The sequence below is a fragment of the Variovorax sp. LARHSF232 genome, from assembly GCF_052871435.1.
The window spans coordinates 116481-142459 of the sequence record NZ_JBIXJS010000008.1 but is presented as its reverse complement, the minus strand read 5'-3'; the positions used below and the strand labels follow the sequence as shown (position 1 = coordinate 142459).

The window sequence follows — 25979 nt, the reverse complement described above, 5'->3', positions numbered from 1 at the left end:
TGAAGCGCGCCAGATCGAGACTTCAATGTGGGCAAAAGTGCAAGGCGAAATCCCCAGTGCCTTGGGCGGTGGCGCCCAGAGACCATCCATGAGCACGGTGCGCCTAGTTGCCTGCCTCCTCATCGCCTTGGTGCTCGCCGGCTGCGCCTCCCGGCCAATCAACGAGCGCATCACCCAGGTGGACCCGACAGCGGGGTACAGGCCCCACCTGCTGATCCCCAAGCGGCTGAACAATGACCCGCGTTCGTTGGTCGTGCTCTCCTTTTCTGGCGGCGGCACGCGTGCCGCTGCATTCTCGTATGGCGTGCTGGAGGAGTTGCGCCGTACCGAGATCACGGTGGATGGCCAGCGCCGCCGATTGATCGACGAGGTCGACCTGATCACCGGCGTGTCGGGGGGGAGTTTTACCGCGCTCGCGTACGCGCTCTATGGGGAGCGCCTGTTCGCCGAATACGAGCAACGCTTTCTGAAGCGCGACGTCGAGGGAACGCTTCTACGGCGCGGCTTGAACCCGTTGAACTGGTGGCAGTTTCTCGGCGGCAGCGCTGGCCGTTCGGAGCTTGCCGCCGCGTACTACGACCAGATCCTGTTCGAGGGCGCGACGTTTGGCGACCTGCTGGACAAGGACGGGCCGGTCGCGATCGCGACCGGCACCGACATCTCGACGGGCTCGCGACTCGCGTTCTTTCAGAACGACTTCGACCTGCTCTGCACTAACCTGAACCAGGTTCGCCTGTCGCGCGCAGCCGCCACCTCCTCGGCGGTGCCGGTGGTTCTCTCGGCGGTGACATTCAACAACTATGGCGGCACCTGCGGCTTCCAGTATCCGGCCTGGGTACGCGACGTAGCCGATCCCAAATCGCGTGTCCGCCCGGCAGCGCGGGCGCTGCAGCGTTATCGCGAGATGGATGCCTTCCAGAACAGCCAGGAGCGCCCGTACATCCATCTGGTTGACGGCGGCGTCGCCGACAACATCGGGGTGCGCGGCGTGCTTGAGGCGCTCGAGGAGCTCGAAGCAAGCGCGAGGTTCCGCAGCGAGGTCAACTTCGGCGTCGTCCAAAGGATCGTGTTGATGGTCGTGAACGCCCGTTCGGCTCCCCGCACCGACTGGGACCGCCAGGAGACCCCACCCAGCCTCGTTGCTCAGCTGCTGCAAGCCTCAGGCGTTCCCATCGACCGGTACTCGTTCGAGACGGTTGAGCTCATGAAGGACCGCGCGGAGGCCGCCAGGTGGCGCCGCGAACTGCTGGTCGATCGTGCGCGCCTGGCAGGCGCCAGCGTAGCCCAGGCGGAAGCGAGCGTGCCGAAAGTCAGCTTGCACGTGCTCGACGTGAGTTTCGACGAGATTTCCGACGCGAAGGAGCGCGCCTCGTTCATGAACTTGCCCACGAGCTTTGTCCTACCCGCGGCAGACGTGGACCGATTGCGCGAGGTGGCGGGCCGGTTGCTGCGGGAGTCGGAAGATTTCAAGGAGATCTTGCTCGAGTTCGGTGGTACGCGCGAGGTAGCCCGATCCAATAGCGAGAATGCGCGCTGACGTATGACGTGGGACCGCAGATGCAAGAGACTGGCGCCACACGACGAACACATGACCGAGTACCTCAATGCCCAGCACCCAGATCCCGAATATCGACAGGCTACGAGCCTTGCCGAAGGCAGAAGTCCACGCACATCTTGAAGGCTGCTTCGAACCGAGCGTTCTCGAGCAATGGGCAGCGCAGGCCGGCGTGCCAATGCCAAGACCTCGTGATCGCCTGTTTCAGTTCGAAGGCTTGGCGGACTTCCTGCACTTTCTCGATTGGGCATGTGGCTTGGCGTCGACCCGTGACCGCCTGGCCGAACTGAGCTACGGCTTCAGCAAGTTGCTCTCCGAGAGCGGCGCAGGCTACGCAGACGTCATCGTCAACCCGACCCACTGGAAGGCATGGCACGGTCGTCTGCCCGACATGATCGCCTCGATCGATGCCGGTTTCACCGCAGCGGAACAGGATGGGCTTCCGCCAGTAGGCCTGTGCGTCAGCTTGCTGCGCTCGCAATCGTCGGGTGCGGCGGCCGAACTAGTCGATGCGCTGGTGGCGCTGCGGCATCCGCGCGTCGTTGCGCTCTCGATCGATGGCAACGAGGCTGCAGCCGGGCGCACCAGCTCACGTTTCGCCGAGGCGTTCCGGCGCGCAGGTGCAGCCGGACTGCGCCGCACCGTGCACGCTGGCGAATCCAGCGGCCCCGAGGGTGTGAGGGACGCCATCGAACTGCTCGGTGCCGATCGCATCGATCACGGTGTGCGGGCGATCGAAGATCCCGGGCTGATCGAATTGTTGGTCGATCGGCAAATACCGCTGGGCATCTGTCCAACTTCCAATCTGACATTGGGTGTCTACCCCTCTATCGAGAACCACCCGATCGATCGTCTGCGCCGTGCCGGCGTCGCCGTGTCGATCAATACTGATGACCCGCTCTTGCTGGGGGCCAGCCTGATGGGCGAGTACGCGTTGTGCAGCAAGGCGTTCAGTTGGTCGGAGGATGACCTTCGAGCGCTGGCGCGCAATTCAATTGATGCAAGCTTCGCCAATACCGACGCCAAGGCGAGCCTGATCCAGGCGCTGTCGAACTGGTGAAGTCACCCCATTGCAGGCTGACTAGTTCTCGACAGACCTTGGTTTCGGTCAATAGACCTTTTTTGAAATGATCGTTGGATTCGAATCCAACGTCGCCGCGCCGAGACCCTACATCCCATTGCAAAATCCCCATCGAGATGAATTCAATCCAACCGATCCGCCCCGGGGCGTTGGTCGTCGAGGACGACGAGAACATCGCCTATCTGCTGCAGTTCATGCTCGAGCGCGAGCATTACCGGGTCGCCCTGCAACGTGAAGGCCGCAGCGCCGATGCCTTCATTCGAACCCAGCCGCCGGTCGACATCGTGCTCCTCGATGTGATGCTGCCCTTTGTCGATGGCTTCCAACTGGTGGAGCTGATCCGCGCGACACCGGCGTGGCGCGCCGTTCCGGTACTCATGCTGACCGCCAAGACGCGCGAGCAGGACGCGGTGCGGGCGCTCGATGCCGGCGCGAGCGACTACATCCACAAACCTTTTGCACCGAACGAGCTCATGGCTCGCGTGCGACGCCATACGAAAGTGGTGTCGTGAGGTGTGTCCTTGCTGGCGTTGCGCTGGCACTGAGCACCCCCTTGCCGGCCGGCGCCCAGACCGCCAAGTTGCCGACCTCGCTCGAACTGGGCTATTCACGCGAGTCGCTCAGCAATGATTCGCCCGACTGGCAGGACACGGGCATCGACATCTCGCACCGCTTCGACGCCCGGGAGTACCTGGGCGTGTCGCTGCACGACGTGAAGCGCTTCGGTGTCGAAGACGTCAGCGCTGCCGCCTTCTACCTTCGGCCGCTGACCGGGCGCGTGGCCGCCTCTATCGAAGGCAGCCTGTGTCCCGGTGCCAGCTTTCTGGCGCGCAGTTCGCTGGCGGCGGCGCTTCAGTACGAATTCGCGCCCTCCTGGTTGCTGCATGGAGGGCAGGCGTCGGCCCAGTGACTGCCTTGTCGTTCAAGGCGGGCGTGGACGATCCGAGCCGTTTCAAGTCCTCCCGCACCGTGGCTGCGCACTTCGGACTCACGCCCAGGCGTTTCCAGTCCGGCGAGAGCTACAAGCCCGGCCATATCTCGCGCGCCGGTGACGCAGACGTTCGCTCGGCACTTTATGTGGCGGCGCACTCGCCACTCACGCGCAACGAGCAATGGTCGTCACTGAAAGCCTTGGGTATGCGGCTGGCCAAGACGCGAGGTCACCGGCGCGCGGTGATCGCGGTGGCACGCAAGCTCGCCATCATCCTCCACCGCATGTGGACCGATGGCACGGTGTTCCGCTGGACGCGCGCGCCTTTGCCATCGCGCAGCGGCATCTCTTCACGTCAATCAACTTTCGTCGCAGAACTATTTGGTGGCTCGAAGATCCACTTCTAGCCTCCTTGCTGCAGGATCAATAGCATGAAGCAGATCACCTTTCATCACCCCCAGCCCGAACGGTCCGATGTCCGTTGGACCCTAAGGGAGCTACGTGAGGGCGTGGAGCGGGTCCACGGTGATGAAAAGGCCAAAGATGCATGGGACTGTGGTCAGTCCATCGTGAAGCGAATGGCGTACATGAAATATCACTACCAGGAAGTCCAACGACTGGTGGGCCCAGCCTTGGAGGCGCCAACCCTCGAAGTGATGCAGAAGTACGTCTTCCCGAATTCAGACCCGGAATCACAAGACTTCCACGAGCGGAAATTCGAAGCCGAAGCTCACCTTGTCGCTTTCATGCAGTGCGGGCACGCGGTCCTGGACACTTTGGGCTTTGTCATCTATTCCGCGTTGAACATCGGGGAGCTACTGCCCTCTGATGTGCACTTTTGTAAGCGCGGCCTCAAGACCCTCTTGACACGTACTGGTGAAGAGGTCGAACTCAGACGTCGAGCACACGGCGCAGGACATGGAACGGTACCCGCCAAGTCCCGCCATCACCGGTGCCGAGGGTGGCCGTGCGCTGGTTTATGCGCACGATCACGCCGGTGATGTTGCGACCGTCCCGATCGTCGAACGTCACGGTGTCTCCGCGTTGGAACTCGCGCGTATGGGTTGTCGCCCTGACGGGTTCCGGCGGCGGCTCATAGGGAGCTTGCTCGTCGCGACGTTCTGCACCGTGATAGCCCTGCATCGCCAGACATGGGATCTTCCAGGTTCGCTTGGTGCCTTCTTCCAGCACCGTTGCCTGTGTGTCCCTCATGGCGATGATCTTGCCGCGGCGCATCTGACCGTCGCGGAAATCGACGAATTGCACAGACTGGCCAAGATGAAGGTTCGCGCGAGCGGCAATGCCGCGGCGTGGGTCGGCCAGCATGCCCTCGATCAATGCCTTGAGCTGGTAGAGCTGCAAGCTGCTCGCGCCCTCGAGGGCTTCGATCATCCGCGGGTCGGTGCCTTGCAGGATCACTCTCGTCTTCCTTCGTTGCGCAGCCGCGTCGCGTGTTCAGGCTGCCAGTCGTTGCTCAACGTTGTACCCGCCGATGTTCCACGGCAGTAACTCGTCGATGCGGTTGATGGGATGGTCGGCAATGCGTGCGAGTACATCGCGCAGGTACGCCTGCGGATCGAGCCCGTTCAGCTTGGCCGTTTCCACCAGACTGTAGATCGCCGCGGCCCGCTCACCTCCGGCGTCCGAGCCCATGAAGAGGTAGTTGTTTCTTCCAAGAGCCGCACCGCGCAGGGCGCGCTCCGCCGCGTTGTTGTCGATCTCAATGCGACCATCGTCGCGGTAGCGCGTGAGCGATTTCCACCGCGTCAGCGAGTAGCCAATCGCCTTGGCGAGTTCCGACTTCGTCGACACCTTGCCCATCATGCTGGTGAGCCAAGCACGCAGGTCTTCCAGCAGCGGTCCGGCGCGGGCTTGCCGCACCTGGCGTCTCACGTCGGGCGGCTGACCACGGATCTGGGCTTCGATCGCGTACAGCGCCGCAATGCGCTGCAGTGCCTGCTCGGCAATCGAACCGGGCGCGAAGCCCTGGCTCTCGTGCAGATCCCAGAACGGGCGACGCGCGTGAGCCCAACAAGATGCCTCGACGACACGCCCGCCTGCGTAGATCTTGCCGTACCCGCCGTAGGCATCGGCTTGAAGGATGCCGCTGTAGTTCGCAAGGTGCGCCTGCGGATGCTCGCCCTTGCGGTTGGGCGAATAGCGATACCAGGCCGCAGGCGGCTGCGTGCTTCCGGCCGGCCGGTCATCGCGCACGTACACCCACAGCCGGCCGGTCTTGGTGCGGCCGCGACCGGGATCGAGCACGGCCACCGGCGTGTCATCGGCATGCACCTTCTCGCTGGCCAGCACATAGCGCCCGAGCGCGGCCACCAGCGGCTCGAACAGCTTCTCGCTCTGGCCCACCCACCCGGCCATGGTCGAGCGGTCGATGACGACGCCGTCGCGCGCGTAGATGCGGCTCAGGCGGTGAAGTGGAATGTGATCGCAAAACTTGGAGACCAGGACGTTGGCCAACAGCCCGGGGCCGGCCACGCCGCGCGCTATCGGCCGGCTCGGCGCCGATGCCTGGAAGATCGATTCGCACGCCACGCACGCGAGCTTGGGCCGCACATGGCGGATCACCTTGAAGCGCGAGGGCACGTACTCCAGTTGCTCCGAGACGTCGTGTCCGATCAGACGAAGACGACCGCCGCAGGCGGTGCAGCCACAGGCCTGATCGTTTGCGTCATGGTGATCGGAGGTTGTCTCGGGCCGGTACACCTGAGTCTCCCGCGGCAGGTGGCCCGGGAGCTTGCGATCAATCTGCGGCGCGTTGGCCGCGTCGGATTTGGCGCTCGCCATGGGCACCGCGTGTTCATACAGTGGTTCACCGTGAATCAGGGTGATTTGAGGGTCATCGAGCTGCTCGCTGGACGATCCGAAGCGCGCCCGAAGGCCGCGCAGCAACTGCAGCTTGAGCTTGTCGACCATCAACTTGAGAAACACCACTTCGGCATTTCTCTCCTCTACCACTCGCAGCAAACCTTCAACGGTGTGGGGTGTGGTGGAGTCGTTGATCGGCGTCGTCACGTCATCCACTGTGCCGTGCGCATGGCACGTCGAACATCGGTGCTACACCGGAGAAATTCTCATCCAGTAGTGCGCTGTCAGCGCGCTCGGAATCAAGCAGCGAGCAACGGCCCGTGCGTGCGCACCGGCATACGCCAATCGATGCCCTCGAGCAGCATTGAGAGTTGCGCCGATGTGAGCGAGACACTACCGGACATGGCCTGGGGCCAGACAAAACGGCCGCGCTCGAGCCTCTTGGCTAGGAGCATCAGGCCCTGGCCGTCGAACCACAGCACCTTCAGGATGTCGCCTCGCTTGCCGCGGAAGACGAAGACGTGGCCGCAGAATGGATTGGCCGCAAGCGCCGTTTGCACCATCGCAGCCAAGCCATCGAAGCCCTTCCTCATGTCGGTGTGGCCGGCCACGATCCACACACGCGTGTTCGACGGGAGACCGATCACGCGATGGCACCCAGCAGGCGCAGCACGCAGCGCACGCTGGCTTCGTCAACTGCACCGCGCAGCCGCACACGCGTGGCACCAACGTCGATCTCGATTACGCCGCTTGAAGGGCGCGGCGCGATGGCCTTGTTGCTCTTGGCCGGGGGCTCCATTTGCACCGTCACCGGCAATAGCGTCGCAGGCGCTGCTCCACCGACTGCTGGGGCCTCCGTGCGCAGGCGAAGTCGGCGCCAGTTGAAAAGCAGGTTCGCGTTGATGCCATGCTCCTGCGCGATAGCGGCAACCGACGCGCCGGGCACCAGGCTGCGCTCGACCAATTCCTGCTTGAGCTCCTCGCTGTGCTTGCGCCGAGTGTCCTTGCCCGAAGTGACTCGCTTGTTCATGTGTGCACGTACCGGTTAAATGCACACATCCAAGTGTGAGCAGATCAGGCGATCCTGCTCACCCCCACGCGAACTCGCCAGAGGGCCTTGAGGCCACGCTTACGCACTTTTCGCGGATTCAAAACTTGCTCCCGCCTGGAGACCTCAAGGACAGGGGAAAAGAGTTCCTTGATGACCCGGAGATCAAGCATCTCTCCGCGCTGGTGAATCATTCCAAGCACCGAAGCGTGATCGGGGCGAACACGTCGGTCAGCTTTGTCGATGACGGTAGCCAGCCTCATGGACTCAAGTTCATGGGATTCCAGTACAAGGGAAATCAGTATGCCGCTCGATGGGCCGACGAATACACGAAGACTGTCTTCGATCGCCTCCAGCACCACGTCATGGGCATTGGTCCCGCGCTCAATGCTCAGGTGGCTGCCATCAAGAGAAGTCCCGCTGACGGGGCGTTGGTAGGTCCGAAGTAGCTGGGTCTCCCGTGGTCACGTCAGCCCGACCGGCGATTGGACCGACTGATGCGAAACTCCCGATCGGACCTAAATCCTTATCGGGATTCGGGAATCCCTCCGGTCCATCACTAGACCGACAAGACTGGCACTTCACTGGGTGACGTCCGTTGCCAGTCGCACGCTACGTCGAAGGGACTAGTGATAGTCGGCAATCCGCCCCTTTGCGGAATGCACCGCTCTCCCGCTGGAACGGCAGCAACCAGTCTGGAGCTGTAGTACGCCGTCGCGAACCAACGGTACAGCAACGAGTCGGCCGCGTGAGTTGGCGGTACGCAGAAGCCGCCGCTGGTCGTTCACCTGTTTGACCACCGACGTCGGGCAGCTTCCAAGGTGAGGAGCAGGTCGTCGACGTGCACGCACGAGATTTCGCGCCTGATCGAGAAAGCGGCCCGTAACTGCTTTCCTGCGACCACGAAAGCAAGCTCCCTATCGACTTCGCTCATCGGGTACACGAGGACGCGAGCGCTCCGGCGTGGGCGTGCGCTGCCAGACCCGCCATTGCTCGGCCAGCCGCTCCCCATCCGTCTGCACCGGCGGCATCTGTGCCATGAATCGGTCGACCTGCGCCGCCAGGTCGCCCCATCCCTGGCGCCGCAGCGTCTGTGCGGTTGCCTGCCAGTCGTCGGTGACCGCGTCGCGCGTGCCTTGCAAGGTGTCCTTTCCTTGCGCGAGCACGCCCGCCCCGCTCTTGAGTGCGCTGACCATCGCCAGCACCTTGTCGCGCATGAAGGTCGACGGCTTTGGCGTGGCGCGCTGGCTGCACACCATGGCATCCAGTTGCCCGAACGCACGCATCGCCCGCAACCGATGGTAGATGGGGTCGCGCTGCGGTCGGTGCACCTGGCCGCGGATCTGCCGCGGCGTCGCATTTGCAGCAACGCCCTGCTCGCGCATCAGTTCAGCGAACTGCTCACGCCAGCGGCGTAGCGTGTCCTTGCGGATGTACAGGCGCCTGCCCGGCTCGTACTCATGTTCGCACTTGACCACCAAGTGCACGTGGGGGTGCGCCTGGTCCGTGTGCAGCGCCATCGCGTACCGGTGCTGCAGCCCGAAGTTCTCGCGCGCGAAGATGCGCGCTGCCGCCAGCACCTTCTCCGGCGGTGTACCCGCGGGCATCGACAGCACGATGTTGTGCGCGAGTTTTGGCCGCGTGTCCTTCTCACCATCCGCGGGCTTCGACCGGTACTGGCTGCGACACTGATCGAGATGCCAGTCCTGCGCGATCTCCAGCGCCGCATTTTTGCCTTGAACCATGAGGCCCTCGTCCGTCTCCAACGGCAGCTTCCCGTGCCGACCGATGTACTTGAGGTGGGCGCGGACACCGCCGAAGTCGCGGCCGCCACCAGAGACCTTCACCATCACTTCGGGCGTGCGACTGACAGTGCGCTTGATCTGTTGGATCTGCTCCGGACCAAAACGCAGCACACCGCCAGGACCGCACCGGCCATGGCTCACGATGTCCAGCGCCAGGTCACGATCGCCGCCACCCAATGGGCACGATCTCACCATCCGCTTAGGCATGACGCACCTCCCAGCTCATCAGGTTGCGGCGCACCAACGCCGCCGATGCTTCGCGCGCCGATTCAACGTCGTGGCGCACATGCGCGAGCAAATCACGCAGCTCCGATGTTGCGGGTTCGGCCAAGGTGTTCGGCATGTCGAACATTCGCAGTTGCCGGCCCAGGGCCGCCAGCTGCGCACCCACCGCCTTGATCAAGTCCAGCTCCTGCGGCGGCAGCACCTCCGAGGCCCACACGTGGTTGTGGATGAGAAGCGCCAGGTACGTGCCGGTCCTCATCCCCCGCGCGCCAGCGCGCTCTGCGGCACGCGTGCGATCGCCATGGCGAAGGCGCAGCGTGATGCGGTCCTCGGAGGCAGCGTCCATCGCGGCGTCACGCACATCGGCAGCCAGCGCTGAAACCACTGGGCCTGGTGCGTTCCAACGCAGCACTTCGTCGATGAGTTTGGAGAGCAGGCCCGACTCGGTGAGCTGATGACGCGCGGCCAGCGCGGCGAATCTTGCCTTCACATCGGGAGGCAACCGCATCGAGATCACGGCGGATCGAGGAGCGTTGAGCACTACAAACACCGAGGGTGTAAACAATGTCTGACGCCAGTCTATCCTGCCCTCAACACCGCACAAGGACTCCGCGTTCGGCATGCCGACACTTCGTTCGATCGCCCGCGCGACTGCTCACATCGCAGCCGCTGATGCGCCAACCCAGGCCTCGACATCGATCTTGTTCGACATGCCGAACACTCCCCGACATCTCGCGCCGGCACACACGCAAAAGTGTTCGGCATGCCGAAACCCGCAACCTCCCATGCAGATGTTCGACATGCCGAACACTTCGCTATCGGATCAGCGTGGCAGCGATCGCGTGGCAGGCCTTGGTCAGCGTCAAGTTTCACGTCGGCCGGCGGCCGTCATGCTCACCGCGATCAACCGATCGGTGTTCGGCATGCCGAAGGTCTCGCGGTCGCGCGCGCAGCGCCAGTCAGCGACAGCCCAAATATCTTCTGCACTTGCTACGTCTCGACACGCTCGCCTTGCGCCAACAGGTTGGCGCCACCGGACATCCCAGGCACCCTATGGATGTACCGCAGCGGCATTGGACGCAGTTGCGGAAACCGAAAAGGTGGTGTCACATGCGAGCTCATACCGACGACGCATCAAGCCAACGCCTCGCCGCCGACAATGCGGCCCAACGTGACCTGCAGGCAGCCGCTCATCTGCTGGAAGAAGCGCTCACGCTTCTCCGCGCCGATTCAACGCTGCTGGTGGCGCGCACTGCGAAGCGCGCGCCCGACAGGCTCCTGCGACTTCCTGAAGTCGAGCGCCTCACCGGGCTGCGCCGGTCGGCGATCTACGAGCAAATGCAAAGGGGCGTCTTCCCCCGCTCCGTGAAAGCCGGGCGACGCACCGCGACCTGGCCGGAGAGCGCCGTTCAATCATGGATCGCCGATCGCCTGGACGGGCGCCCGGCCTGAGTCGCGCGCCTCGGCTCGGCGCTCAGGTGTCGTTCGGCCAGCGCAGGCCCCAACTCTCGATCACAGCGCGCACGCGCGCATCACCGTCGAGGATGAGCCTGTGCAGGTCGGCCCGGCCCCAGCGCAGCGCGTCCAGGCAACTGAGCATGTCGTCGCTGATGGCGATGTCGACGGCACGCAGCTCGAACAGGTCGAACTGGAAGGCCTGACCGTTGTACGTCGCGGCCAGGAAGCGCGCGATGCGCGGGATCTGGCCAGAGTCGCGCTCCTCGGCCAGCTTCAGCAGCCGCGCGAAAGCCCGGGCGCCGTTCTGCGTGGCCTGACGGGATCTCGCGTCGTAAGAGGCGATCTCGGCATCGATGGCGTTGTGATTCATTTGAAGCTCCTCGGGTTCTTGAGAGACGGCCAGCCCGATGGTCGGGCCGGCCGGTCGCACCGGAGGCGATGACTTCCACCGGAAAGTCATCGCCAACCTGTCAGGCCTTGAGCTTGCGCATCTCCTCGGCCAGCATCCACAGCGCCCGGTTCAGGCTCACCCCGCGGTCGATACTGCCCATAGGGCGCGTGTGCAAGCGGCGACCCTGCACACTACGACCAGGTTGGCCGCCACGGATCACGTTCTCCTGTACGCGCTGGAAAGTGGTCCACAGGCTGTGGCCGAGGTCCTCGGGCCGGCGCGCCTCGATCAGTTGCTCGGCCGTGACCGGCGCGGGCCGGTGCCCACCGGTTTCCTCTACACCACGCTCGCCGAAGCGCAGCGCCAGCGCGGCGGTCGCGAAGGCGATCTCCTCGCGTGGCTCCAGCGGCAGCGCCTTCATCGCCTCAGTATGCTGGCTCACGGCCTCGAATTCGTCCAGAACGCGGAAGGCGCCTTCAATCACCTCGCGCTGGATGTTGCCCTTGTGCGGGATGCGGATGTCCTCCACCACCTCGCCCACCACCAGGCCGTTGCAACAGATAAACCTGAACATGCCGGCGAGCATCTGGTATGAGCTGGCACCGTCGTGGCTGTTGATGAGGATGATCTCGTTCGCCTCCGGTCGGGTCTGCACTTGTCCGGCGTGGCGCATGCGGATCATGTGCTTGGTGAACTCCGCCTTGCCCTGCACGCGGCTGGCGCCCTGGGCGACCATGAAGGGCTCGAAGCCCTCCTTGCGCAGGCCGCGCAGGACATCGACGGTGGGGATGTAGGTGTAGCGCTCGGAGCGGCTCGCGTGCTTGCCCTCGGCGAAGATGGACGGCGCCGCGGCACGCATCTGGTCTTCGCTCAGGGGCAGGTCGCCTCGCATCATGCGGGTGTTGGGGGCAAAGCGGGTGGCCAGTGTCGGAGTCGAGTACATGATGATTTCCTTCGATCGTTGAATGAGGCTCGAAGGGCAGGCGCGGTTCAGTGGCCGATTGACCAACATGGCGCCCACCCGGTGCGGGTTCATGCGTCGGCATGCACCGGCTGGCGCGCGTTGCTCGGCTTGCGGGTGGTGCCGGCCGGCGCGGCTTGCTCGCCACTGCTCGCGCCGCCTTCGGCGCCGTGGCCACCGTTGCGGCGCGCCTCGGATTCGGCACGGCTGTCGAGGTAGTCGATTTCCTCGGCCGTGAACGCCATGCCGTAGACGGTTTCGCCGTCCTTCTCGAAGTTGTTGTTGCGTAGCCGCCCCACGATGTTGACGTGCGAGCCCTTGCCCAGGTATTCGGCCGCGTTCTCGGCCTGCTTGCCCCACAGCGTCCACTGAATCGCGGTGGACGCCTCCTCGCGCGTCTCGCCCGAACCGCGCCGCGTGTTGCTGATCGCGGTCAGCACCGCCCTGGCGATCTTGCCCTCTCGGCCGTTGACGAATTCGAGCTTGACGGCGCCTACCAGGTGCGCGTGTCGCTGGATGACTTGGACGTTTGCCATGCTGTACTCCAATCGAGAGCAATCAGCCGGGCCCCGATCCGGGTTCCCTGAAAACTGATCCTCTCGCTCGGACTCCCTCGCTCCCGCCCACGGGCGGGCGGGGGGTGGGCATGGCCCCTTCCCTCACGGGAAGGGGTTGGGGATGGGTGGGGTTTTTCGCAGCCGAAGCAGTGCGCCGGTTTCCCGGCCCACCGCTTGAAGATCCCCCCACAAGTCCCCCTCACCCAGTGACGGGGGCTTGTGGGGGGATCGCGGTGGGACGACTGGCGCACGGGCTGCCCCCGTGGTCGACGCAGCGTAGCGGCCGATGTGCCAGCTTGCCTGGCGCAGCGGTTGCAGCGAAGGCGACCGAACGCCCACGAGCAGCGGCGGCTCCGCGGCCGACGTGCCACCAAGGGAGCCGAAGGCGAGCGACTGGCGCGGCGGTCGAGCCGCTGCGAGCACTTCTCTGAATCCGGCATTCAGCGGCCCGGCACCGGGCATGGCGGGTGACCGGGGTGGCGATCTGGCCAGCACCGCAGCGAGCGCAGCGACCTGCAAGCCGGCCAGTTCGCCAAGCAGGCCTCGTTCACGCGCAGCGTGAAGGAATCAGGGCCCGCGATCCCCGGGCACGGGAAACGGCCGCCGCGTGCTTCAGCCGGCTGCGCCGGCCTGGCCGTGTCGCGTGAGGGATGGCAGCCCGTCAGGGGCGAGACGCCGGCATCGCCGGTGGCTCGACGCGCAGCGCAACAGCCCGGCCCCGCGCAGCGGGGACACGCCCTGGCCTACCGAGACCGGGCATCAGGAGCGACACCGCATCCGCCACCACACGTCACTCACTCAGCGCCAACCTTGATCGCTGCTACGCCATCTTCGACAACCGCGATTCGCGCTTCTAGACTTGGAGCGATGAGGACGGCCCGCAATCCCGTTGAGCCCTCCCGAGGCACAGCCCTCACGGTGTTGACGCTCAACATCGACATCGCCCACTACAGTCGGTCGGCAATCGACATTGACTGGCGAAAAGCATTCATTGAAATGGGGTGGGCTGCCTGAAACGCTGCACGAGAAGCGTCGTCGTCTACAGCGAGCACGCGCCGACCAATTTGCCAGCGCAGCCGCGTCACGACGACAAGCACGGGCGACGTTGAGCACAGGCCGAGCGCCGTGCGCGCCGCAAGTGAAGCGGAGACGGTCAGGACCAGCTATTTCGCTACGACTCCGTGGAGAGCCGTTTGGATAGACCGCTCGGTACTGAAATGCACATCAACGCGCCGAGCGCCGTCACGCCCAGCAGGGAGGAAATCCACAGGGATTGCGCGCCCCAGCGGTCCAGGCCCAAACCGAAGAGAAAGGGCGCCCCCGCCTGCACCAAGCGCGCGGGCACCATAAGCAGCCCTTGCCTCCGGCCGTAGCCCTGCGACCCGAACAACAGCAGCGGCAAGGTGCCGATCGCGATCGTGAGGATGCCGTTGCCCGCGCCATGCAGCACCGTGAACGCGGCCGCAGCCGGCGCACCCGCGAGCCCGATCGCCACCGCGCCGAGCGGATGCGCCATGGCAGCCAGGCGCGCCGACAGCAGCGGATGAAAGCGCTGCAGCACCGTGAACTCCAGCACTCGCCCCGCCACCTGCGCCGGCCCGACCAGCGCCGCGAAGGACACGGCCAGCGCGAAGCCGACGCCGGCCGCCTGCAGCACGCGCGGCAGGTGCGCGGCCATGGCCGTGCTGATGAACCAGGTGACGGCGAATACGTAGGCCATCAGCAAAGCGGAGCGCCGAGCCTCGACGCCCGCGAGCAGCGGCGCGGTCTCTGGCTGCGCCGATGCGGCCGCATCCGCCGTGGCTGCGCGTGCAAGCCTGGGCAGGCAGGCGTTGAGCGGCAGGCCGATCAGCAGGTGCAGCGCGGCCCAGGCCATGCAGGCGCCGCGCCAGCCGAAGTGCGATTCGAGCGCCGCCGACACCGGCCAGCCGACCGTGCTCGCGAAGCCCGCGAACAAGGTAATGCCGGTGATGGCGCTGCGCGCCTGCTGGCCGTGCAGGCGCACCACGGTGGCGAAGGCGGCCTCGTAGAGCCCGCTGCCCATCGCGATGCCCATGAGCGCCCAGGCCAGGAACAGCGCGGCCGTGCTATCGGCCCATCCCAGCGCAGCCAGGCCGGCAGCGAAGACGACATTGCTCGCGATCAACACCGGGCGGCCGCCGAAGCGGTCGATCGCGCGTCCCGCATAGGGTCCGAGCGCAGCCGAGACGATCAGCGCCACCGAGAACGCGGCGAAGACCGTCGAGGGTGAGATGCCCAGATCGCGTGCCATCGGCACCGCGAGCATCGCCGGCAGATAGTAGGAGGAAGCCCACGCCAGCGTCTGCGCCGTGCCCAGGATTGGCACTATTGAAAGTTGGCGCAAAGCCACCATCGGTACTCCGCTCGTGTCGAAGCTGATGCCGGTCCGCCGAAACCGTGGCGCCGGCTCAGTCAGTGAATCTGTTACTGCTGCCGGCCCGAGGATTCGATCATGTTGGGGTGGCCGGCAGGGTGCAAGCGCGGCTCGAGCGCCGTGTGAATGCCAAGGCCGATGAGCGCCCCCAACAGCTCCGCGAGCACGAAGCCCGGCGCGCTGGCTGGCGCGATGCCGGCAAAGCTGTCGCTGAACATGCGGCCGAACACCGCCGCCGGATTGGCGAACGAGGTCGACGCGGTGAACCAGTAGGCCGCGCCTATGTAGGCCGCAACCATGGCCGGCGCACGGCCTGCCGGCGCGCGCAGGATGACCAGCAGCAGGCCAGCAGTGGCCACGGCTTCGGCGATCCATTGCCCCGTCCCGCTTCGCAACTTGGCCGAGAACTGCAGGATGCTCATGTCGAACATCGCGTGGGCCAGCCAGGCGCCGAGCATCGCGCCGACGAGCTGCGCTGCCACGTAGGGCACCAGGCTCGAGGCGGGCAGTTCGTGGCGCATGGCCATCACCGCACTGACGGCCGGATTGAAGTGCGCGCCGCTGATCGGGCCGAAGACTTCGATCAGGATGTACAGGCCGCCGACGGTGGCCAGGGTATTGGCCAGCAAGGCCACGGCAACGTTCCCGCCGGACAGCCGCTCGGCCATGATGCCGGAGCCGATCACGACGGCGAGCAGGAGCGCCGTCCCCAGCATCTCGGCCAGAAGCTTGCGCGGAAGATCAACCATGCCTTCAGCTCTGCGAAATCGCTGTGAGAGCTCGCTGAAGGTCCGCGTCGCTCATCGAGTCCAACGGCAGCGCCAGCAGCTGGGTCATGCGGTAGGCGATGGCCTGTCGTGTCAGCTCGAAGGCCACCCGCTTGCCCTCGTCGCCGCCGGGCGCGTTGGAAGGATCGGGATACCCCCAATGCACCTTCACCGGACTGCCAGGCCAATAGGGACAGGTCTCCTGCGCCGCGCTGTCGCACACGGTGATGACGATGCGCATGACCGGTTTGTCGTCGCCGACGAACTCGTCCCAGCTCTTGCTGCGGTAGGACGACACATCCACATTGACGTTGGTCAACGCTTCCAGCGCGAAGGGATTGAGCCGGCCACTGGGAGCACTGCCAGCGCTGAAGGCGCGCACGTCCTTGCCGGCTTTTGCGGCCAGGTGGTTCAGCATGCCTTCGGCGAGCACGCTGCGCGCCGAGTTGTGGGTGCAGAGGATCAGCACGTTGGTGGTCATTGGGCGACGGTCTTTCCGGCCTTGCCGATTTCGTGCAATTCGTTCTGGAGCGACATCGCATCGAGGCGCGCCAACGGCAGCGCGAGCATCAGGTCGATGCGCCGCTTGAGCGTGAGCGCCGCATCATGAAAATGCCGCAGCTTCTCCTCGTCCGAACCTTCGGCCGCAGCCGGATCGGGCACACCCCAGTGAGCGCTCATCGGTTGGCCCGGCCATACCGGGCACACCTCGCCGGCAGCGTTGTCGCAGACGGTGAGCACGAAGTCGAGCCGCGGCGAGTCGGGCCGGGCGAACTCGTCCCAGCTCTTGCTGCGATAGCCCTCGGTGGGCAGGTGCAGCCATGTGAGCGCCTGCAGCGCCAGCGGGTTCACCTTGCCGGTGGGTCGGCTGCCGGCAGAGTAAGCCTTGAAGCGGCCATGGCCCGCATGGCTCATCAGGGCTTCGGCCATGATGGAACGCGACGAATTGCCGGTGCAGATGAAGAGCACGTTGTAGATTTTTTCAGTCATGGAGGATCTCAGCAGCAGGAGGAAGCGACTTTTGCAGGTACGGCGATCGGTGTGCCTTTCGCCGGAGCGGCGGCGCAGCAAGCGCCCCCAGAAGCCTCGTCACCGACGGGTCGCGACTTGCCATAGACCTGCGCGCTCTCAAGGGTGCGGTAATGCTCCCACGCGACGCCCTGCGGGTCGCTGACCCAGTGCTTCTCGCTGCGTGAATAGCAGCACAAGGTTTCACCTTCGTCGACGAGCGTCTGGTCCGCCGCTTGGGCGCGCGTTTTCAACTCCGCCAACTCGGCTTCGTCCGCAGCCTGGATACCGAGGTGATCTACACCTTTGCCGTCACCTCGCGTGGAGATCGCGAAATTGACGCGCGGATCGTCGAGCATCCATTTCGCATAGTCCTGCTCGACGCGAGCGGGCTCGGCGGCAAATAGCTTGGAGTAGAAGCCGATGCTCTTTGCGAGGTCATCGACGTGCAGGTGAACATGGAAACGCTTCATGGGAACTCTCCTTCAGCATGAACAAGCGGTAGCAGATTCGACAATGCAGGCCTGGCCCTGGCAGCAGTTCTCGGTCAGGTAGCCGATCAGGGCGTCCATCCGATCGAAGGTCGCCCTATAGATAAGGTGGCGCCCGTCGCGCTCCTGGGACACCAGACCAGAGTGCACAAGCTCCTTGAGGTGAAAGGACAGGCTCGTCGCTGGGACGTTTAGGCTTTCGACGAGCGAGCCCGGGGTTAAACCGCCATGCCCAGCGACGACGAGTGCGCGAAAAACCTGCAAGCGCACCGGCTGCGCCAAGGCGGCCAGCGACCGAACAACATCCATTTCTTCCATAGTTCAATAATACTTGCATAATGGTATACATGCAATCTGAGACCTGCGAAATCACCATCCTTCACAACGCCGATGGCGTCGCCCCGCCGGTGGACGCCAAGCTGTGCCGGCCATCTGAGCTCAAGGAAGGCGGAGAAGCCATCATCGATGCGGAGGGCCGACATGTCCGTCACGACGCTTAACCTGCCCAACATCGATTCCGAGCTGTTCGATCGGCCCTCGCTGGATCGTCTGGTCAGTCGGACGCCGTCACAACACGCCCCTCGCTTTTTGATGCTGTACGGATCGCTGCGCGAGCGCTCGTACAGCCGACTGCTGACAGAAGAGGCTGGTCGCCTGCTCGAAACGATGGGCGGCGAGGTCCGCATATTCAACCCGATGGGTCTTCCGCTGCCGGACAGTGCGCCCGACGATCACCCCAAGGTGCGCGAACTGCGCGAGCTCGCGCAATGGGCGGAAGGCATGGTCTGGTGCTCACCCGAGCGACACGGATCGATGGCAGGGATCATGAAGGCCCAGATCGACTGGATTCCGCTGGCCCTCGGCGCGGTACGGCCGACGCAGGGGAAGACCTTGGCGCTGATGCAAGTGTCGGGCGGCTCCCAGTCCTTCAACGCGGTCAACCAACTGCGCGTGCTGGGCCGCTGGATGCGGATGCTCACCATCCCGAACCAGTCTTCGGTGGCCAAGGCCTTCCTTGAGTTCGACGAGGCAGGACGAATGAAACCTTCGTCGTACTACGAGCGCGTAGTCGACGTGATGGAAGAACTCTTCAAGTTCACGCTGCTGACGCGCGACGTCGCCCCATACCTGGTCGACCGCTATAGCGAACGCAAGGAAAGCGCCGAGCAACTGTCGAAACGCGTGAATCAACGCTCGATCTGAACCGAGCGCCGTGCAACAGCAGTCGAGGCTCCCCTCGACCCGATTTCCCGCGTATGCCTCGCAATGACAAACGGGTGCCTCGCCCATGGGCGCATGCCAACGACGCGCTCGCTGCAAAGCACAGCTGCGTTGCATGCCACGCCAAAGAGCAAAAGATGGTCGGCCCCGCGTTCAAGACCATTGCAGCCAAGTACGCTGGCGATGCCAAAGCTGTCGACAAGCTTGCGGTAAAGGTGAAGGCAGGCGAAGCAGGCGTATGGGGTTCAGTCCCAATGCCGTCGAATGCTCAAGTTCCTGACGGTGACGTGAAGGCACTCGTTGGCTGGATTCTGAAGATGAAATAGCGTATCGCGCGCGGGTTCGTGCGCCTGGTATTCGTCACACACCTGTCATCTAGCGTGCCCACACTCTGCCTCTATATTTCCGGCGATATAGAAATGAAGGAGTGCCGCCATGCTGCAACGGTCCGGAAAACACCTGGCTGACTGCCGCACCGCTCTGCTGGTGCGTGGACGAGTTCTCACCATCGCTCGAGGCGGGCTACTGCGAGCCGTGGCTGCGGCATTCGCACTGTCCGCGTTGACCGCGCACGCTACCGACATCACGGGCTCCGGCTCCACCTTCGTTTACCCGATCCTGTCCAAGTGGGCTGCGGCCTACCACAGCAAGACGGGCGCCAAGGTGAACTACCAGGCGATCGGTTCTGGCGGGGGAATCACACAGATCAAGTCGGGCATGGTGACGTTCGGGGCGACTGACAAGCCGCTGTCCCCGGACGAGTTGAAGCAAAGCGGGCTGGCGCAGTTTCCGCTGGTGGTCGGCGGCGTCGTTCCGGTTGTGAACATCGATGCCGCGCGGGTGGGCGAGATGAAGTTCACAGGCGCTCTGCTCGCTGATATCTACCTTGGCAAGATTACCAAGTGGAATGACGCGGCGATCGCCGAACTCAATCCTGGAATCTCCCTGCCTGACCAGAGCATCACCGTCGTTCATCGGGCGGATGGCTCCGGCACCACCTTCAACTGGGTCAACTACCTGTCGAAGTCCAGCGAGGAATGGAAGGCGAAGGTTGGCGAAGGCACCATGGTCAAGTGGCCCTTGGGAGTCGGAGGGCAAGGCAATGAAGGGGTTGCGGCCAGGGTGAACTACGTGAAGGGCGCGATCGGCTACGTCGAGATGTCCTACGCAATGAAAAACAAGATGAAGTACGCCCAGGTAAGGAACAAAGCGGGTGCCTTTGTGGAGCCCAACGCCTCATCCTTTCAGGCCGCAGCGGCTAGCGCCGAATGGAAGGCCGATGATTTCTACGAGGTCATCACCGACGCCCCCGGAAAGAACTCGTGGCCCATTGCCGCGTCGACCTTCGTCCTCGTGCCCAAGGAGCCGAAGAACGCAGCGGCGAGCAAGGAAGCCCTGAGCTTTTTCAAGTGGGCACTCGAGAACGGACAGGCGGATGCGCAGAAGCTCGACTACGTCCCGCTGCCAGCGCCGCTGGTGCAGCAGATCGAAGCGTACTGGGCGAAGAACATCAAACAGGCGAACATGCCGTAATACGCACGAGTGAGCGACGACTTGCGACCCAAAGCCGCCCGGTTCGGCTGGCGATACTGAACGGTCTTTCGGCGCTTTCGAGCAAGGTCGATGCGCTGGCGTCCAATGGAAGGTACGAGCCCTCGGCTCTTCGACGGTGACGGAGAATGAATCGGAGCTGATCGGCCACGGGCGAAATGCGGCGAAGCCCATGGCGTCACGATCTGCTGGCGGTGGAGCCGCGACAGCCAGTTTGGTCCAACGAAGAAAGTTGGGCATGCAGATCGCGGTAACTTCAAGCAGACATTCGCTTGGTATGAAACCGACCATTCAGAATGTCAGCACGCGATCCTGTGGAAGCTCAACTTGGACCGTCTGGCCAGTCAATGTCTCTGCGCGCTCGAAGAACCGCTTGGTCACAACGGCTCGCAGGCGCAGCGAACTGTCGAGGCTTCGCAGCGTGAGATGCACACTATCGCCCAGTGCGGTCGCTTTTTCCAGGATCGTGGACACCGTCTGTGACGCTTCGCCAGGTGCTCGACCTGCCTTCAAAATCACAACGTCCCCTGCGGCGATGCCCCAGCGCAGTGCTTCGCCTGCGCAGACCTGTCGCGAAATGTCGAGAGCCACGCGTGCGCCGTCGCCCCAAGCGACCCATGCAATCCCTCGGGCTGCATCGGTGCCGAGAACCTTGGTTTCGAATAGGTTGCCGAAACCCACGAGGCGCGCGACATCCTCGCTGTTCGGGCGGCTCAGCACGTCGTTGGGCGGACCATCTTGCAAGGTCTTGCCGCGCCGAAGTACCACCATGCGGTCGGCCAGCAGCTGGGCTTCGATCATCGAATGAGTCACGAGAACGACCGGAATATTGAGGCCGCTGCGCAGTTCAGCGAGCTCCTCGTAAAGCCGCTCCCGCGTCGCTTGGTCCACAGAGGCGAAGGGCTCATCGAGCAGCAGCACCTTCGGCTCTCGCACCAAGGCTCGAGCAAGCGACACGCGCTGCTGCTGGCCGCCCGACAGTTGCGCCGGCCGCCGGCGCTCGAGCCCGGCCAGATGCACCCGTGCCAAGGTCTGCGTGGCCCGGTTGCGCCGCTCAGTTCGGGGTAGCTCATGAACGGCCTCAGCAACGTTGTCCAGCACCGATAGATGCGGAAAAAGCGCATAGCTCTGGAACACAATGCCCAAGCGGCGCTGCCGCGCATCAAGCCAGATGCCGCGATCGCTGTCCTGCCAGCATTCGCCGGCGACCAGGACCTTGCCGTGACGCACACGCGTCAGCCCGGCCATCGCGCGCAGAATCGTGGACTTCCCAGCACCAGAGGGCCCGACAAGGGCCACCAATTCGCCAGCGGCGCATTGAATCCGCGCATCCAGAGGAATGGGGCCGTCCTGGCGTAGCTGCGCGTCCAGCATCAAAGCACCCCGCGACCGCCAGATTGGCGGCCTCCGAGCCAGGTACTGGCGAGCAAGGTAATGAGCGACAAGCCCAGCAGCATCGCGGACATGAGGCCGGCGCTTCGCATGTCGAAGGCTTGCACGCGATCGTAGATCGCGATCGCGATGGTTTTCGTCTCGCCGGGGATGCTGCCGCCGACCATCAGCACCACGCCGAACTCTCCCAAGGTGTGAGCGGCCGTCATGATCAGGCCAGTGAGAATGCCCGGCCACGCCAACGGCAGCTCGATGCGCCACAGCGTGCGCCAGCGCGGGAGGCCGCAGGTCTTCGCAGCATCCAGCACGTCGGTCGGAATGGCCGCGAAAGCCCGCTGCATCGGCATCGTCGCGAAGGGGACGTTGAACACCAAGCTGGCCACCAGCAACCCGGTGAAGGAGAAGGCCAGCGGATGCCCGACCAGACGCTGGTAGAAGGCGCCGACCGGCGAGGCCGAACCCATCGCTGTCAGCAGGTAGAAGCCCAGCACCGTGGGCGGCAAGATCAAGGGCAGCGCCAGTGAGGCCTCCACGACCGGCCGCCAGGGCCGCCGGCTGTAGGCCAACCATCGGGCAAGGAGAATTCCCAGGGGCAGCAGCAACACCGCGGTGGCCAGCGCGAGCACGGCCGAGATTTGGAGCGACTCCCAGTCCATCCGGTTCCTACTCCCCCGGCAGCACGAAGCCGTACTTCTTCAGAACCGTGCGAGCGGCCGGCTGCTGCAGGTAGGCATAGAGCGCCTGCGCCGGCGCGCCGGCCTTCTTGGTGAGCACCATCCGCTGGCGCAGCGGCTGGTGCAGGGACTCCGGGATCAGCACAAACTTGCCGGCCCCTGCGAAGTTCGGCGACAAGGCCAGCGAGTACGCGAAGATCCCGCCTTGCGTCGAGCCCGACACAGCGAACTGCGCCGCCTGCGAGACGTTCTCGCCCAGCACCAGCTTCGGCTCGATCGCGCTCCACAGGCCCTTGGACGTCAAGGCCTCCTTGGCGGCCCGGCCATAGGGCGCATGCTCCGGGTTGGCGATCGCAAACTTCAGCAGCCGTCCGTCCTTGAGCGAGCGCCCCAGATCGGCCAAGTCGGAGTCCGGCACCAAGAGCGAGCCGTTGGGAGCGAATAAGACGATGCGGCCGGTGGCATAGAGTGCACCGCGGTCCTGCGTCAGGCCCTTGTCGGCGAGCTGGTACACGAAGCCTTCGTCAGCCGACAGGAAAATTTCGAATGGCGCGCCCTGGCCGATCTGAGTGAAGAAATTGCCGGAGGATCCGTAGGTCACGCGCACCCGCTTGCCGCTCTGCGCCTGGTACTGCGCGAGCACTTCGTCGAGGGCAAACTTGAGGTCCGACGCTGCGGCTACCGTCGGCCCTTCCTGTCCATGCGCCCATCCCGTGACAGTAAGACACAGTGCCGCGAGCAATTGCTTCCACACGAGCTTCCTCCGGGAGGGTTCGGATTGCGATATGTTAATTTAACCATATCGAAACGCTGCAGGCCGACGCCCCACCCGTCACGTGCGAATCAGGGACTCGAGGTGGGCGATGTCCTTGGCGATTGCCTTGAGGGCGCGCTGCTCCATCGTGCGGTAGCGACGCAATACGTCTTCGCCTAGGGGCGTGAGCTGGGCACCACCGCCGCTTGCGCCGCCCTTCGTGCTCACGACCAGCGGTCCGATGAAGTGTTCGTTCATGGTGTTCACCAGTTGCCAAGCCGTGCGGTAGCTCATCGCCATGGCCTTGCCGGCTCGGGTGATGGACCCGAGTTCGGCGATGTGCTCAAGCAGTTCCGCCTTCCCCGGCCCCATGGCCACGCCATGCTTGAGCTGGAGACGAAAGTTGGGTTGGGGCTCGACGCGTCTCTTGGGCATATGAGGTGATGATCGGAACGTCCATGGCTGTGGATTGTGCGGCGCCGTCCTGCGCCGCATTTTGAGCAGCTCGCAGCGAGCATCGTGGCGATCGGCCCAAAATGGAAACGCCCGTCAGGCGACGGGCGTTTTTTTGTCTACGGAGGTGAATCCGCAGAGCGTCGTCAGCTGCCGACGCGACCGCCGTCGTTCTTGGTGATCACGATGGTTGCCGAGCGAGGACGGGACCCCGCTCCATAGCCGGCATTGCTTGGCCAGCGGCTGGTGTACAGGGTCGGATCCGCAAGGTTGGCCTGCTTGGTGCTCTCGCCCGGATGCTGAATGTTGACGAAGATTGCCTTGCCATCCGGCGTTTCGCACATCCCGGTGATCTCGCAACCCACAGGTCCCACGAGGAAGCGCTTCAGCGTATCAGCCGTGGGCGCTTTGCCGACCGGCGTCGTGACGTCCAGCTTGCTGCTGTCAGCCCTGGTGTAACTGAGCGTCTTGGCAGCACCGTCGCCCACCTGCCCCGGCAACGCGGCGAGCATCATGCAGTTGGTGACGTCCGTGTACGCACCGTCGTCCGTTTGAATCCAGCAGATACCTGTGGATGGACTGAACACCAGGCCATCCGGGCTCGAGAAGTCTTGGTCTGCCGTGAGGCTCGAGATGTTGATCATGGCCTTGTCCGCGCCGGCCTCGGCTCCGAATAGGTAGACGTCCCATGTGAAGCTGGTCGCAGCGCCGCCTGCCGAACCCTCCCGCATGCGCAGCAGATGACCGTTCGGATTTCCCTGCTGCGCCGTCGCACCTTTCATATCCGTGTAAACACGCGGATTTGCGCTGTCGGGAGCAAGTTGTGAAGAACCCGTCGGGTCAACACGGCGATTGCTGTTGTTGGTGAGTGTCTGGTAGATCTCGCCATTCGCCGGATTCACGCCACCCCATTCAGGGCGGTCCATCTTGGTCGCGCCAACCGCGTCGGCTGCAAGGCGGGCATTCACGCAAACGTCGGCCTGGTCGGCGAACGCATAGCCTGCGTAGCCGGCAATCACGGGATTCGTGAAGGACAGTTCGAGCCACTCGCCGGTGCCGTTGGCGTTGAACTTGGCGACGTATAGCTTGCCATCGTTCAGGTACTTGTCGCCGGTCGCGAGGCGGTCTGCGGGATTGGCGTCAGCGGCGCTCCACAACGCGGTCGACACAAACTTGTAGGTGTATTCGTTGCGCGCGTCGTCGCCCATGTAGACCACCAGCGGCTGGCCCACGACTGGCTTGCCGAATGCTGCGCTCTCGTGCGCGAAGCGACCGAGAGCGGTGCGCTTCTTGGCTGACTTCGCTTTGTCCAACGGATCGATCTCAACGATGTAGCCCATGCCGTTGAGCTCATTGCGGTAGTCATCGCTGCCGTCTGCAGAAGCGCCGGTCTTGCTGATGATCCAGCGCGCGTACCGGTCATCCGGACCTGCGGATTCCCAGCCGTGGCGCGAGGCACCGCCTTGCGCGCTGCCATAGCGCTTCAGGGCCGTCACGGTCTTGTCATTGCCGCGCGCCGTATCGTCGGTCGCGCTGCGGGTGAAGTAGCCGAACCAGTTCTCTTCGCCGGTGAGGAATGTGCCCCATGGCGTTTTGCCGGTACCGCAGTTGTTCAGCGTACCGCGGGTCTTCAACCCGGAGGGCGAGTACTTCGTGACCAACAGTGCGTTGCCGCGAGCCGGACCCGCGATCTCGATGTCGCTCAGCGCCGTCAACCGGAAGTTGAAAGCGGAATCCTGAACGGTGGCCCACTTATCGGCCGTCTTCTTGACCTCGACAACCGAGATGCCGTGGATCGCGATCTCCTTGTCGACTTCGGATGCCGGACGCGGCAGCGTTGTCGTACCTCCAGCGGCATGCAGGAAGAATGAGCTGAGCTTTTCGTCTGTCGTGGCTTCGTGGTTGACCGCGAGAAGGCCACGGTCGACCGAGGTGAGCGATGCCTTGCCACTCGCATCCAGACCGAACCACTCCATGCCGTCGTGGTGATCGCCAGCTCTGTTCTCGAACGCCGTGTCGGTGCCGTCGTTCTTGTATGCAGGCGTGCCGGCGGTCAGCGGATCGCCCAGCGCGTAAAGCACGCTGAAGGAATAGCCTGCCGGGACAACGACTGCGTCCGCCAGGCTCTTTGCAACGGCCTCGAAGCCGAGCAGTTTTTCCGGCGCTGGAACTGGTGCGGGTGCCGGCGCCGGTGCCGGCGCTGGAGGCGACACCGGGATGCCATTGTCATTGCCGCCGCCTCCGCAACCGACTACAGCGAGGCCGCCCAGAAGCGCGGTGCCGGCAGATCCAACACCACCTCGCAAGAGACCACGCCGGCTGAGGCGGGCTGCGAGCACCGCATCGAAGGTCGGGTTCTTGGACGTGTTGGAGTCTTCGTCGTTGAAATCGATCTTGGTCAGATCGGGAAGGTTCTTCATGGATCGAGCCTTTTAGAT

Annotated in this window: 30 protein-coding genes and 1 pseudogene; 11 read left to right on the top strand and 20 right to left on the bottom strand. The window is 64.2% G+C overall.

Translation table 11 applies throughout. The features are described from left to right. Nucleotides 1–88 precede the first annotated feature (88 nt). The 5 genes and pseudogenes from ACIPRI_RS19920 to ACIPRI_RS19900 all read left to right on the top strand — a co-directional run. Complete coding sequence (locus ACIPRI_RS19920; RefSeq protein ID WP_446623205.1) at nucleotides 89–1537, top strand: patatin-like phospholipase family protein; 1449 nt, start codon at nucleotides 89–91, stop codon at nucleotides 1535–1537. A 67-nt stretch (nucleotides 1538–1604) separates the two neighbouring features. Beyond that, entirely contained in the window at nucleotides 1605–2615 is a 1011-nt protein-coding gene (add, locus tag ACIPRI_RS19915; protein WP_446623204.1) for an adenosine deaminase, read from the top strand. A 137-nt stretch (nucleotides 2616–2752) separates the two neighbouring features. Further along, nucleotides 2753–3148: a response regulator transcription factor gene (locus tag ACIPRI_RS19910; protein ID WP_446623203.1), complete on the top strand. Its 396-nt coding sequence runs from the start codon at nucleotides 2753–2755 to the stop codon at nucleotides 3146–3148. Continuing rightward, complete coding sequence (locus ACIPRI_RS19905) at nucleotides 3145–3546, top strand: YaiO family outer membrane beta-barrel protein (protein WP_446623202.1); 402 nt, start codon at nucleotides 3145–3147, stop codon at nucleotides 3544–3546. Before ACIPRI_RS19910 ends, ACIPRI_RS19905 begins: the two co-directional genes overlap by 4 nt. Continuing rightward, a pseudogene (locus tag ACIPRI_RS19900) lies at nucleotides 3531–3974 on the top strand (transposase); the annotation flags it as partial. The gene ACIPRI_RS19905 and the pseudogene ACIPRI_RS19900, both read left to right, overlap by 16 nt. Before the next feature lie 484 nt (nucleotides 3975–4458). On the opposite strand, the gene ACIPRI_RS19895 reads toward ACIPRI_RS19900, so the two are convergent. The 4 genes from ACIPRI_RS19895 to tnpA form a co-directional block, all read right to left on the bottom strand. Continuing rightward, on the bottom strand, nucleotides 4459–4986 hold the full coding sequence (locus tag ACIPRI_RS19895; protein WP_446623201.1) for a hypothetical protein: 528 nt from the start codon (nucleotides 4984–4986) through the stop codon (nucleotides 4459–4461). Between the two features lie 36 nt (nucleotides 4987–5022). Continuing rightward, entirely contained in the window at nucleotides 5023–6585 is a 1563-nt protein-coding gene (tnpC, locus tag ACIPRI_RS19890; protein WP_446623334.1) for an IS66 family transposase, read from the bottom strand. A 104-nt stretch (nucleotides 6586–6689) separates the two neighbouring features. Continuing rightward, nucleotides 6690–7001, bottom strand: coding sequence for an IS66 family insertion sequence element accessory protein TnpB (gene tnpB / locus ACIPRI_RS19885; RefSeq protein ID WP_446623200.1), 312 nt, complete (start codon nucleotides 6999–7001; stop codon nucleotides 6690–6692). Between the two features lie 32 nt (nucleotides 7002–7033). After that, nucleotides 7034–7420, bottom strand: a complete 387-nt coding sequence (gene tnpA / locus ACIPRI_RS19880; RefSeq protein ID WP_446623199.1) for an IS66-like element accessory protein TnpA — start codon at nucleotides 7418–7420, stop codon at nucleotides 7034–7036. A 125-nt stretch (nucleotides 7421–7545) separates the two neighbouring features. Here tnpA and ACIPRI_RS19875 point away from each other — a divergent pair, with 125 nt between their 5' ends. Further along, nucleotides 7546–7887 carry a hypothetical protein gene (locus ACIPRI_RS19875; RefSeq protein ID WP_446623198.1) on the top strand — a complete coding sequence of 114 codons (342 nt, stop codon included), beginning with the start codon at nucleotides 7546–7548 and terminating at the stop codon, nucleotides 7885–7887. Between the two features lie 468 nt (nucleotides 7888–8355). Here the strand turns inward: ACIPRI_RS19875 and ACIPRI_RS19870 are convergent, their stop codons facing one another. Together ACIPRI_RS19870 and ACIPRI_RS19865 are read right to left on the bottom strand one after the other, a co-directional pair. Beyond that, complete coding sequence (locus ACIPRI_RS19870; RefSeq protein WP_446623197.1) at nucleotides 8356–9450, bottom strand: relaxase/mobilization nuclease domain-containing protein; 1095 nt, start codon at nucleotides 9448–9450, stop codon at nucleotides 8356–8358. Further along, entirely contained in the window at nucleotides 9443–10090 is a 648-nt protein-coding gene (locus ACIPRI_RS19865; protein WP_446623196.1) for a hypothetical protein, read from the bottom strand. The genes ACIPRI_RS19870 and ACIPRI_RS19865 overlap by 8 nt, the downstream gene beginning before the upstream one ends. A gap of 488 nt (nucleotides 10091–10578) precedes the next feature. On the opposite strand from ACIPRI_RS19865, the gene ACIPRI_RS19860 reads away from it, so the two are divergent. Then, nucleotides 10579–10920, top strand: coding sequence for a helix-turn-helix transcriptional regulator (locus tag ACIPRI_RS19860; RefSeq protein ID WP_446623195.1), 342 nt, complete (start codon nucleotides 10579–10581; stop codon nucleotides 10918–10920). A gap of 22 nt (nucleotides 10921–10942) precedes the next feature. Here ACIPRI_RS19860 and ACIPRI_RS19855 read toward each other — a convergent pair whose 3' ends face one another. The 9 genes from ACIPRI_RS19855 to ACIPRI_RS19815 form a co-directional block, all read right to left on the bottom strand. Beyond that, a complete protein-coding gene (locus ACIPRI_RS19855) occupies nucleotides 10943–11296 on the bottom strand; it encodes a DUF7673 family protein (protein WP_446623194.1) in 354 nt (117 codons plus the stop codon). 100 nt (nucleotides 11297–11396) lie between these two features. Next, nucleotides 11397–12260 (bottom strand): DUF932 domain-containing protein, encoded by an 864-nt coding sequence (locus tag ACIPRI_RS19850; protein WP_446623193.1) that lies wholly within the window; start codon nucleotides 12258–12260, stop codon nucleotides 11397–11399. Between the two features lie 89 nt (nucleotides 12261–12349). After that, nucleotides 12350–12814, bottom strand: coding sequence for a single-stranded DNA-binding protein (locus tag ACIPRI_RS19845; RefSeq protein WP_446623192.1), 465 nt, complete (start codon nucleotides 12812–12814; stop codon nucleotides 12350–12352). Between the two features lie 1192 nt (nucleotides 12815–14006). Beyond that, nucleotides 14007–15209 carry an MFS transporter gene (locus ACIPRI_RS19840; protein ID WP_446623191.1) on the bottom strand — a complete coding sequence of 401 codons (1203 nt, stop codon included), beginning with the start codon at nucleotides 15207–15209 and terminating at the stop codon, nucleotides 14007–14009. Between the two features lie 71 nt (nucleotides 15210–15280). Then, complete coding sequence (locus ACIPRI_RS19835; RefSeq protein WP_446623190.1) at nucleotides 15281–15979, bottom strand: aquaporin; 699 nt, start codon at nucleotides 15977–15979, stop codon at nucleotides 15281–15283. A 4-nt stretch (nucleotides 15980–15983) separates the two neighbouring features. Beyond that, nucleotides 15984–16478 (bottom strand): arsenate reductase ArsC, encoded by a 495-nt coding sequence (locus ACIPRI_RS19830; protein ID WP_446623189.1) that lies wholly within the window; start codon nucleotides 16476–16478, stop codon nucleotides 15984–15986. Further along, entirely contained in the window at nucleotides 16475–16987 is a 513-nt protein-coding gene (locus ACIPRI_RS19825) for an arsenate reductase ArsC (RefSeq protein ID WP_446623188.1), read from the bottom strand. Before ACIPRI_RS19825 ends, ACIPRI_RS19830 begins: the two co-directional genes overlap by 4 nt. An 8-nt stretch (nucleotides 16988–16995) precedes the next feature. Then, complete coding sequence (locus ACIPRI_RS19820) at nucleotides 16996–17478, bottom strand: ArsI/CadI family heavy metal resistance metalloenzyme (RefSeq protein ID WP_446623187.1); 483 nt, start codon at nucleotides 17476–17478, stop codon at nucleotides 16996–16998. A 12-nt stretch (nucleotides 17479–17490) separates the two neighbouring features. Next, entirely contained in the window at nucleotides 17491–17814 is a 324-nt protein-coding gene (locus tag ACIPRI_RS19815; RefSeq protein WP_446623186.1) for an ArsR/SmtB family transcription factor, read from the bottom strand. Nucleotides 17815–17843: 29 nt separating this feature from the next. Here ACIPRI_RS19815 and ACIPRI_RS19810 point away from each other — a divergent pair, with 29 nt between their 5' ends. The 4 genes from ACIPRI_RS19810 (at nucleotide 17844) to pstS (ending at nucleotide 20250) form a co-directional block, all read left to right on the top strand. After that, nucleotides 17844–17996 carry a hypothetical protein gene (locus ACIPRI_RS19810; RefSeq protein WP_446623185.1) on the top strand — a complete coding sequence of 51 codons (153 nt, stop codon included), beginning with the start codon at nucleotides 17844–17846 and terminating at the stop codon, nucleotides 17994–17996. Next, nucleotides 17962–18699: an arsenical resistance protein ArsH gene (gene arsH / locus ACIPRI_RS19805; protein WP_446623184.1), complete on the top strand. Its 738-nt coding sequence runs from the start codon at nucleotides 17962–17964 to the stop codon at nucleotides 18697–18699. Before ACIPRI_RS19810 ends, arsH begins: the two co-directional genes overlap by 35 nt. 53 nt (nucleotides 18700–18752) lie before the next feature. Then, on the top strand, nucleotides 18753–19043 hold the full coding sequence (locus tag ACIPRI_RS19800; protein WP_446623183.1) for a c-type cytochrome: 291 nt from the start codon (nucleotides 18753–18755) through the stop codon (nucleotides 19041–19043). Between the two features lie 109 nt (nucleotides 19044–19152). Then, the gene (gene pstS / locus ACIPRI_RS19795) at nucleotides 19153–20250 is read left to right on the top strand and encodes a phosphate ABC transporter substrate-binding protein PstS (protein ID WP_446623182.1); all 1098 of its coding nucleotides are present in this window, start codon (nucleotides 19153–19155) and stop codon (nucleotides 20248–20250) included. Between the two features lie 309 nt (nucleotides 20251–20559). On the opposite strand, the gene ACIPRI_RS19790 is transcribed toward pstS, so the two are convergent. The 5 genes from ACIPRI_RS19790 to ACIPRI_RS19770 form a co-directional block, all read right to left on the bottom strand. Next, on the bottom strand, nucleotides 20560–21642 hold the full coding sequence (locus ACIPRI_RS19790) for an ABC transporter ATP-binding protein (protein ID WP_446623181.1): 1083 nt from the start codon (nucleotides 21640–21642) through the stop codon (nucleotides 20560–20562). Then, nucleotides 21642–22316, bottom strand: a complete 675-nt coding sequence (modB, locus tag ACIPRI_RS19785; protein ID WP_446623180.1) for a molybdate ABC transporter permease subunit — start codon at nucleotides 22314–22316, stop codon at nucleotides 21642–21644. Before modB ends, ACIPRI_RS19790 begins: the two co-directional genes overlap by 1 nt. Nucleotides 22317–22323: 7 nt before the next feature. Next, entirely contained in the window at nucleotides 22324–23088 is a 765-nt protein-coding gene (modA, locus tag ACIPRI_RS19780; protein WP_446623179.1) for a molybdate ABC transporter substrate-binding protein, read from the bottom strand. A 78-nt stretch (nucleotides 23089–23166) separates the two neighbouring features. Then, nucleotides 23167–23523 (bottom strand): winged helix-turn-helix domain-containing protein, encoded by a 357-nt coding sequence (locus ACIPRI_RS19775; RefSeq protein WP_446623178.1) that lies wholly within the window; start codon nucleotides 23521–23523, stop codon nucleotides 23167–23169. A gap of 164 nt (nucleotides 23524–23687) precedes the next feature. Then, entirely contained in the window at nucleotides 23688–25961 is a 2274-nt protein-coding gene (locus ACIPRI_RS19770) for a PhoX family protein (protein ID WP_446623177.1), read from the bottom strand. Nucleotides 25962–25979: the final 18 nt, after the last annotated feature.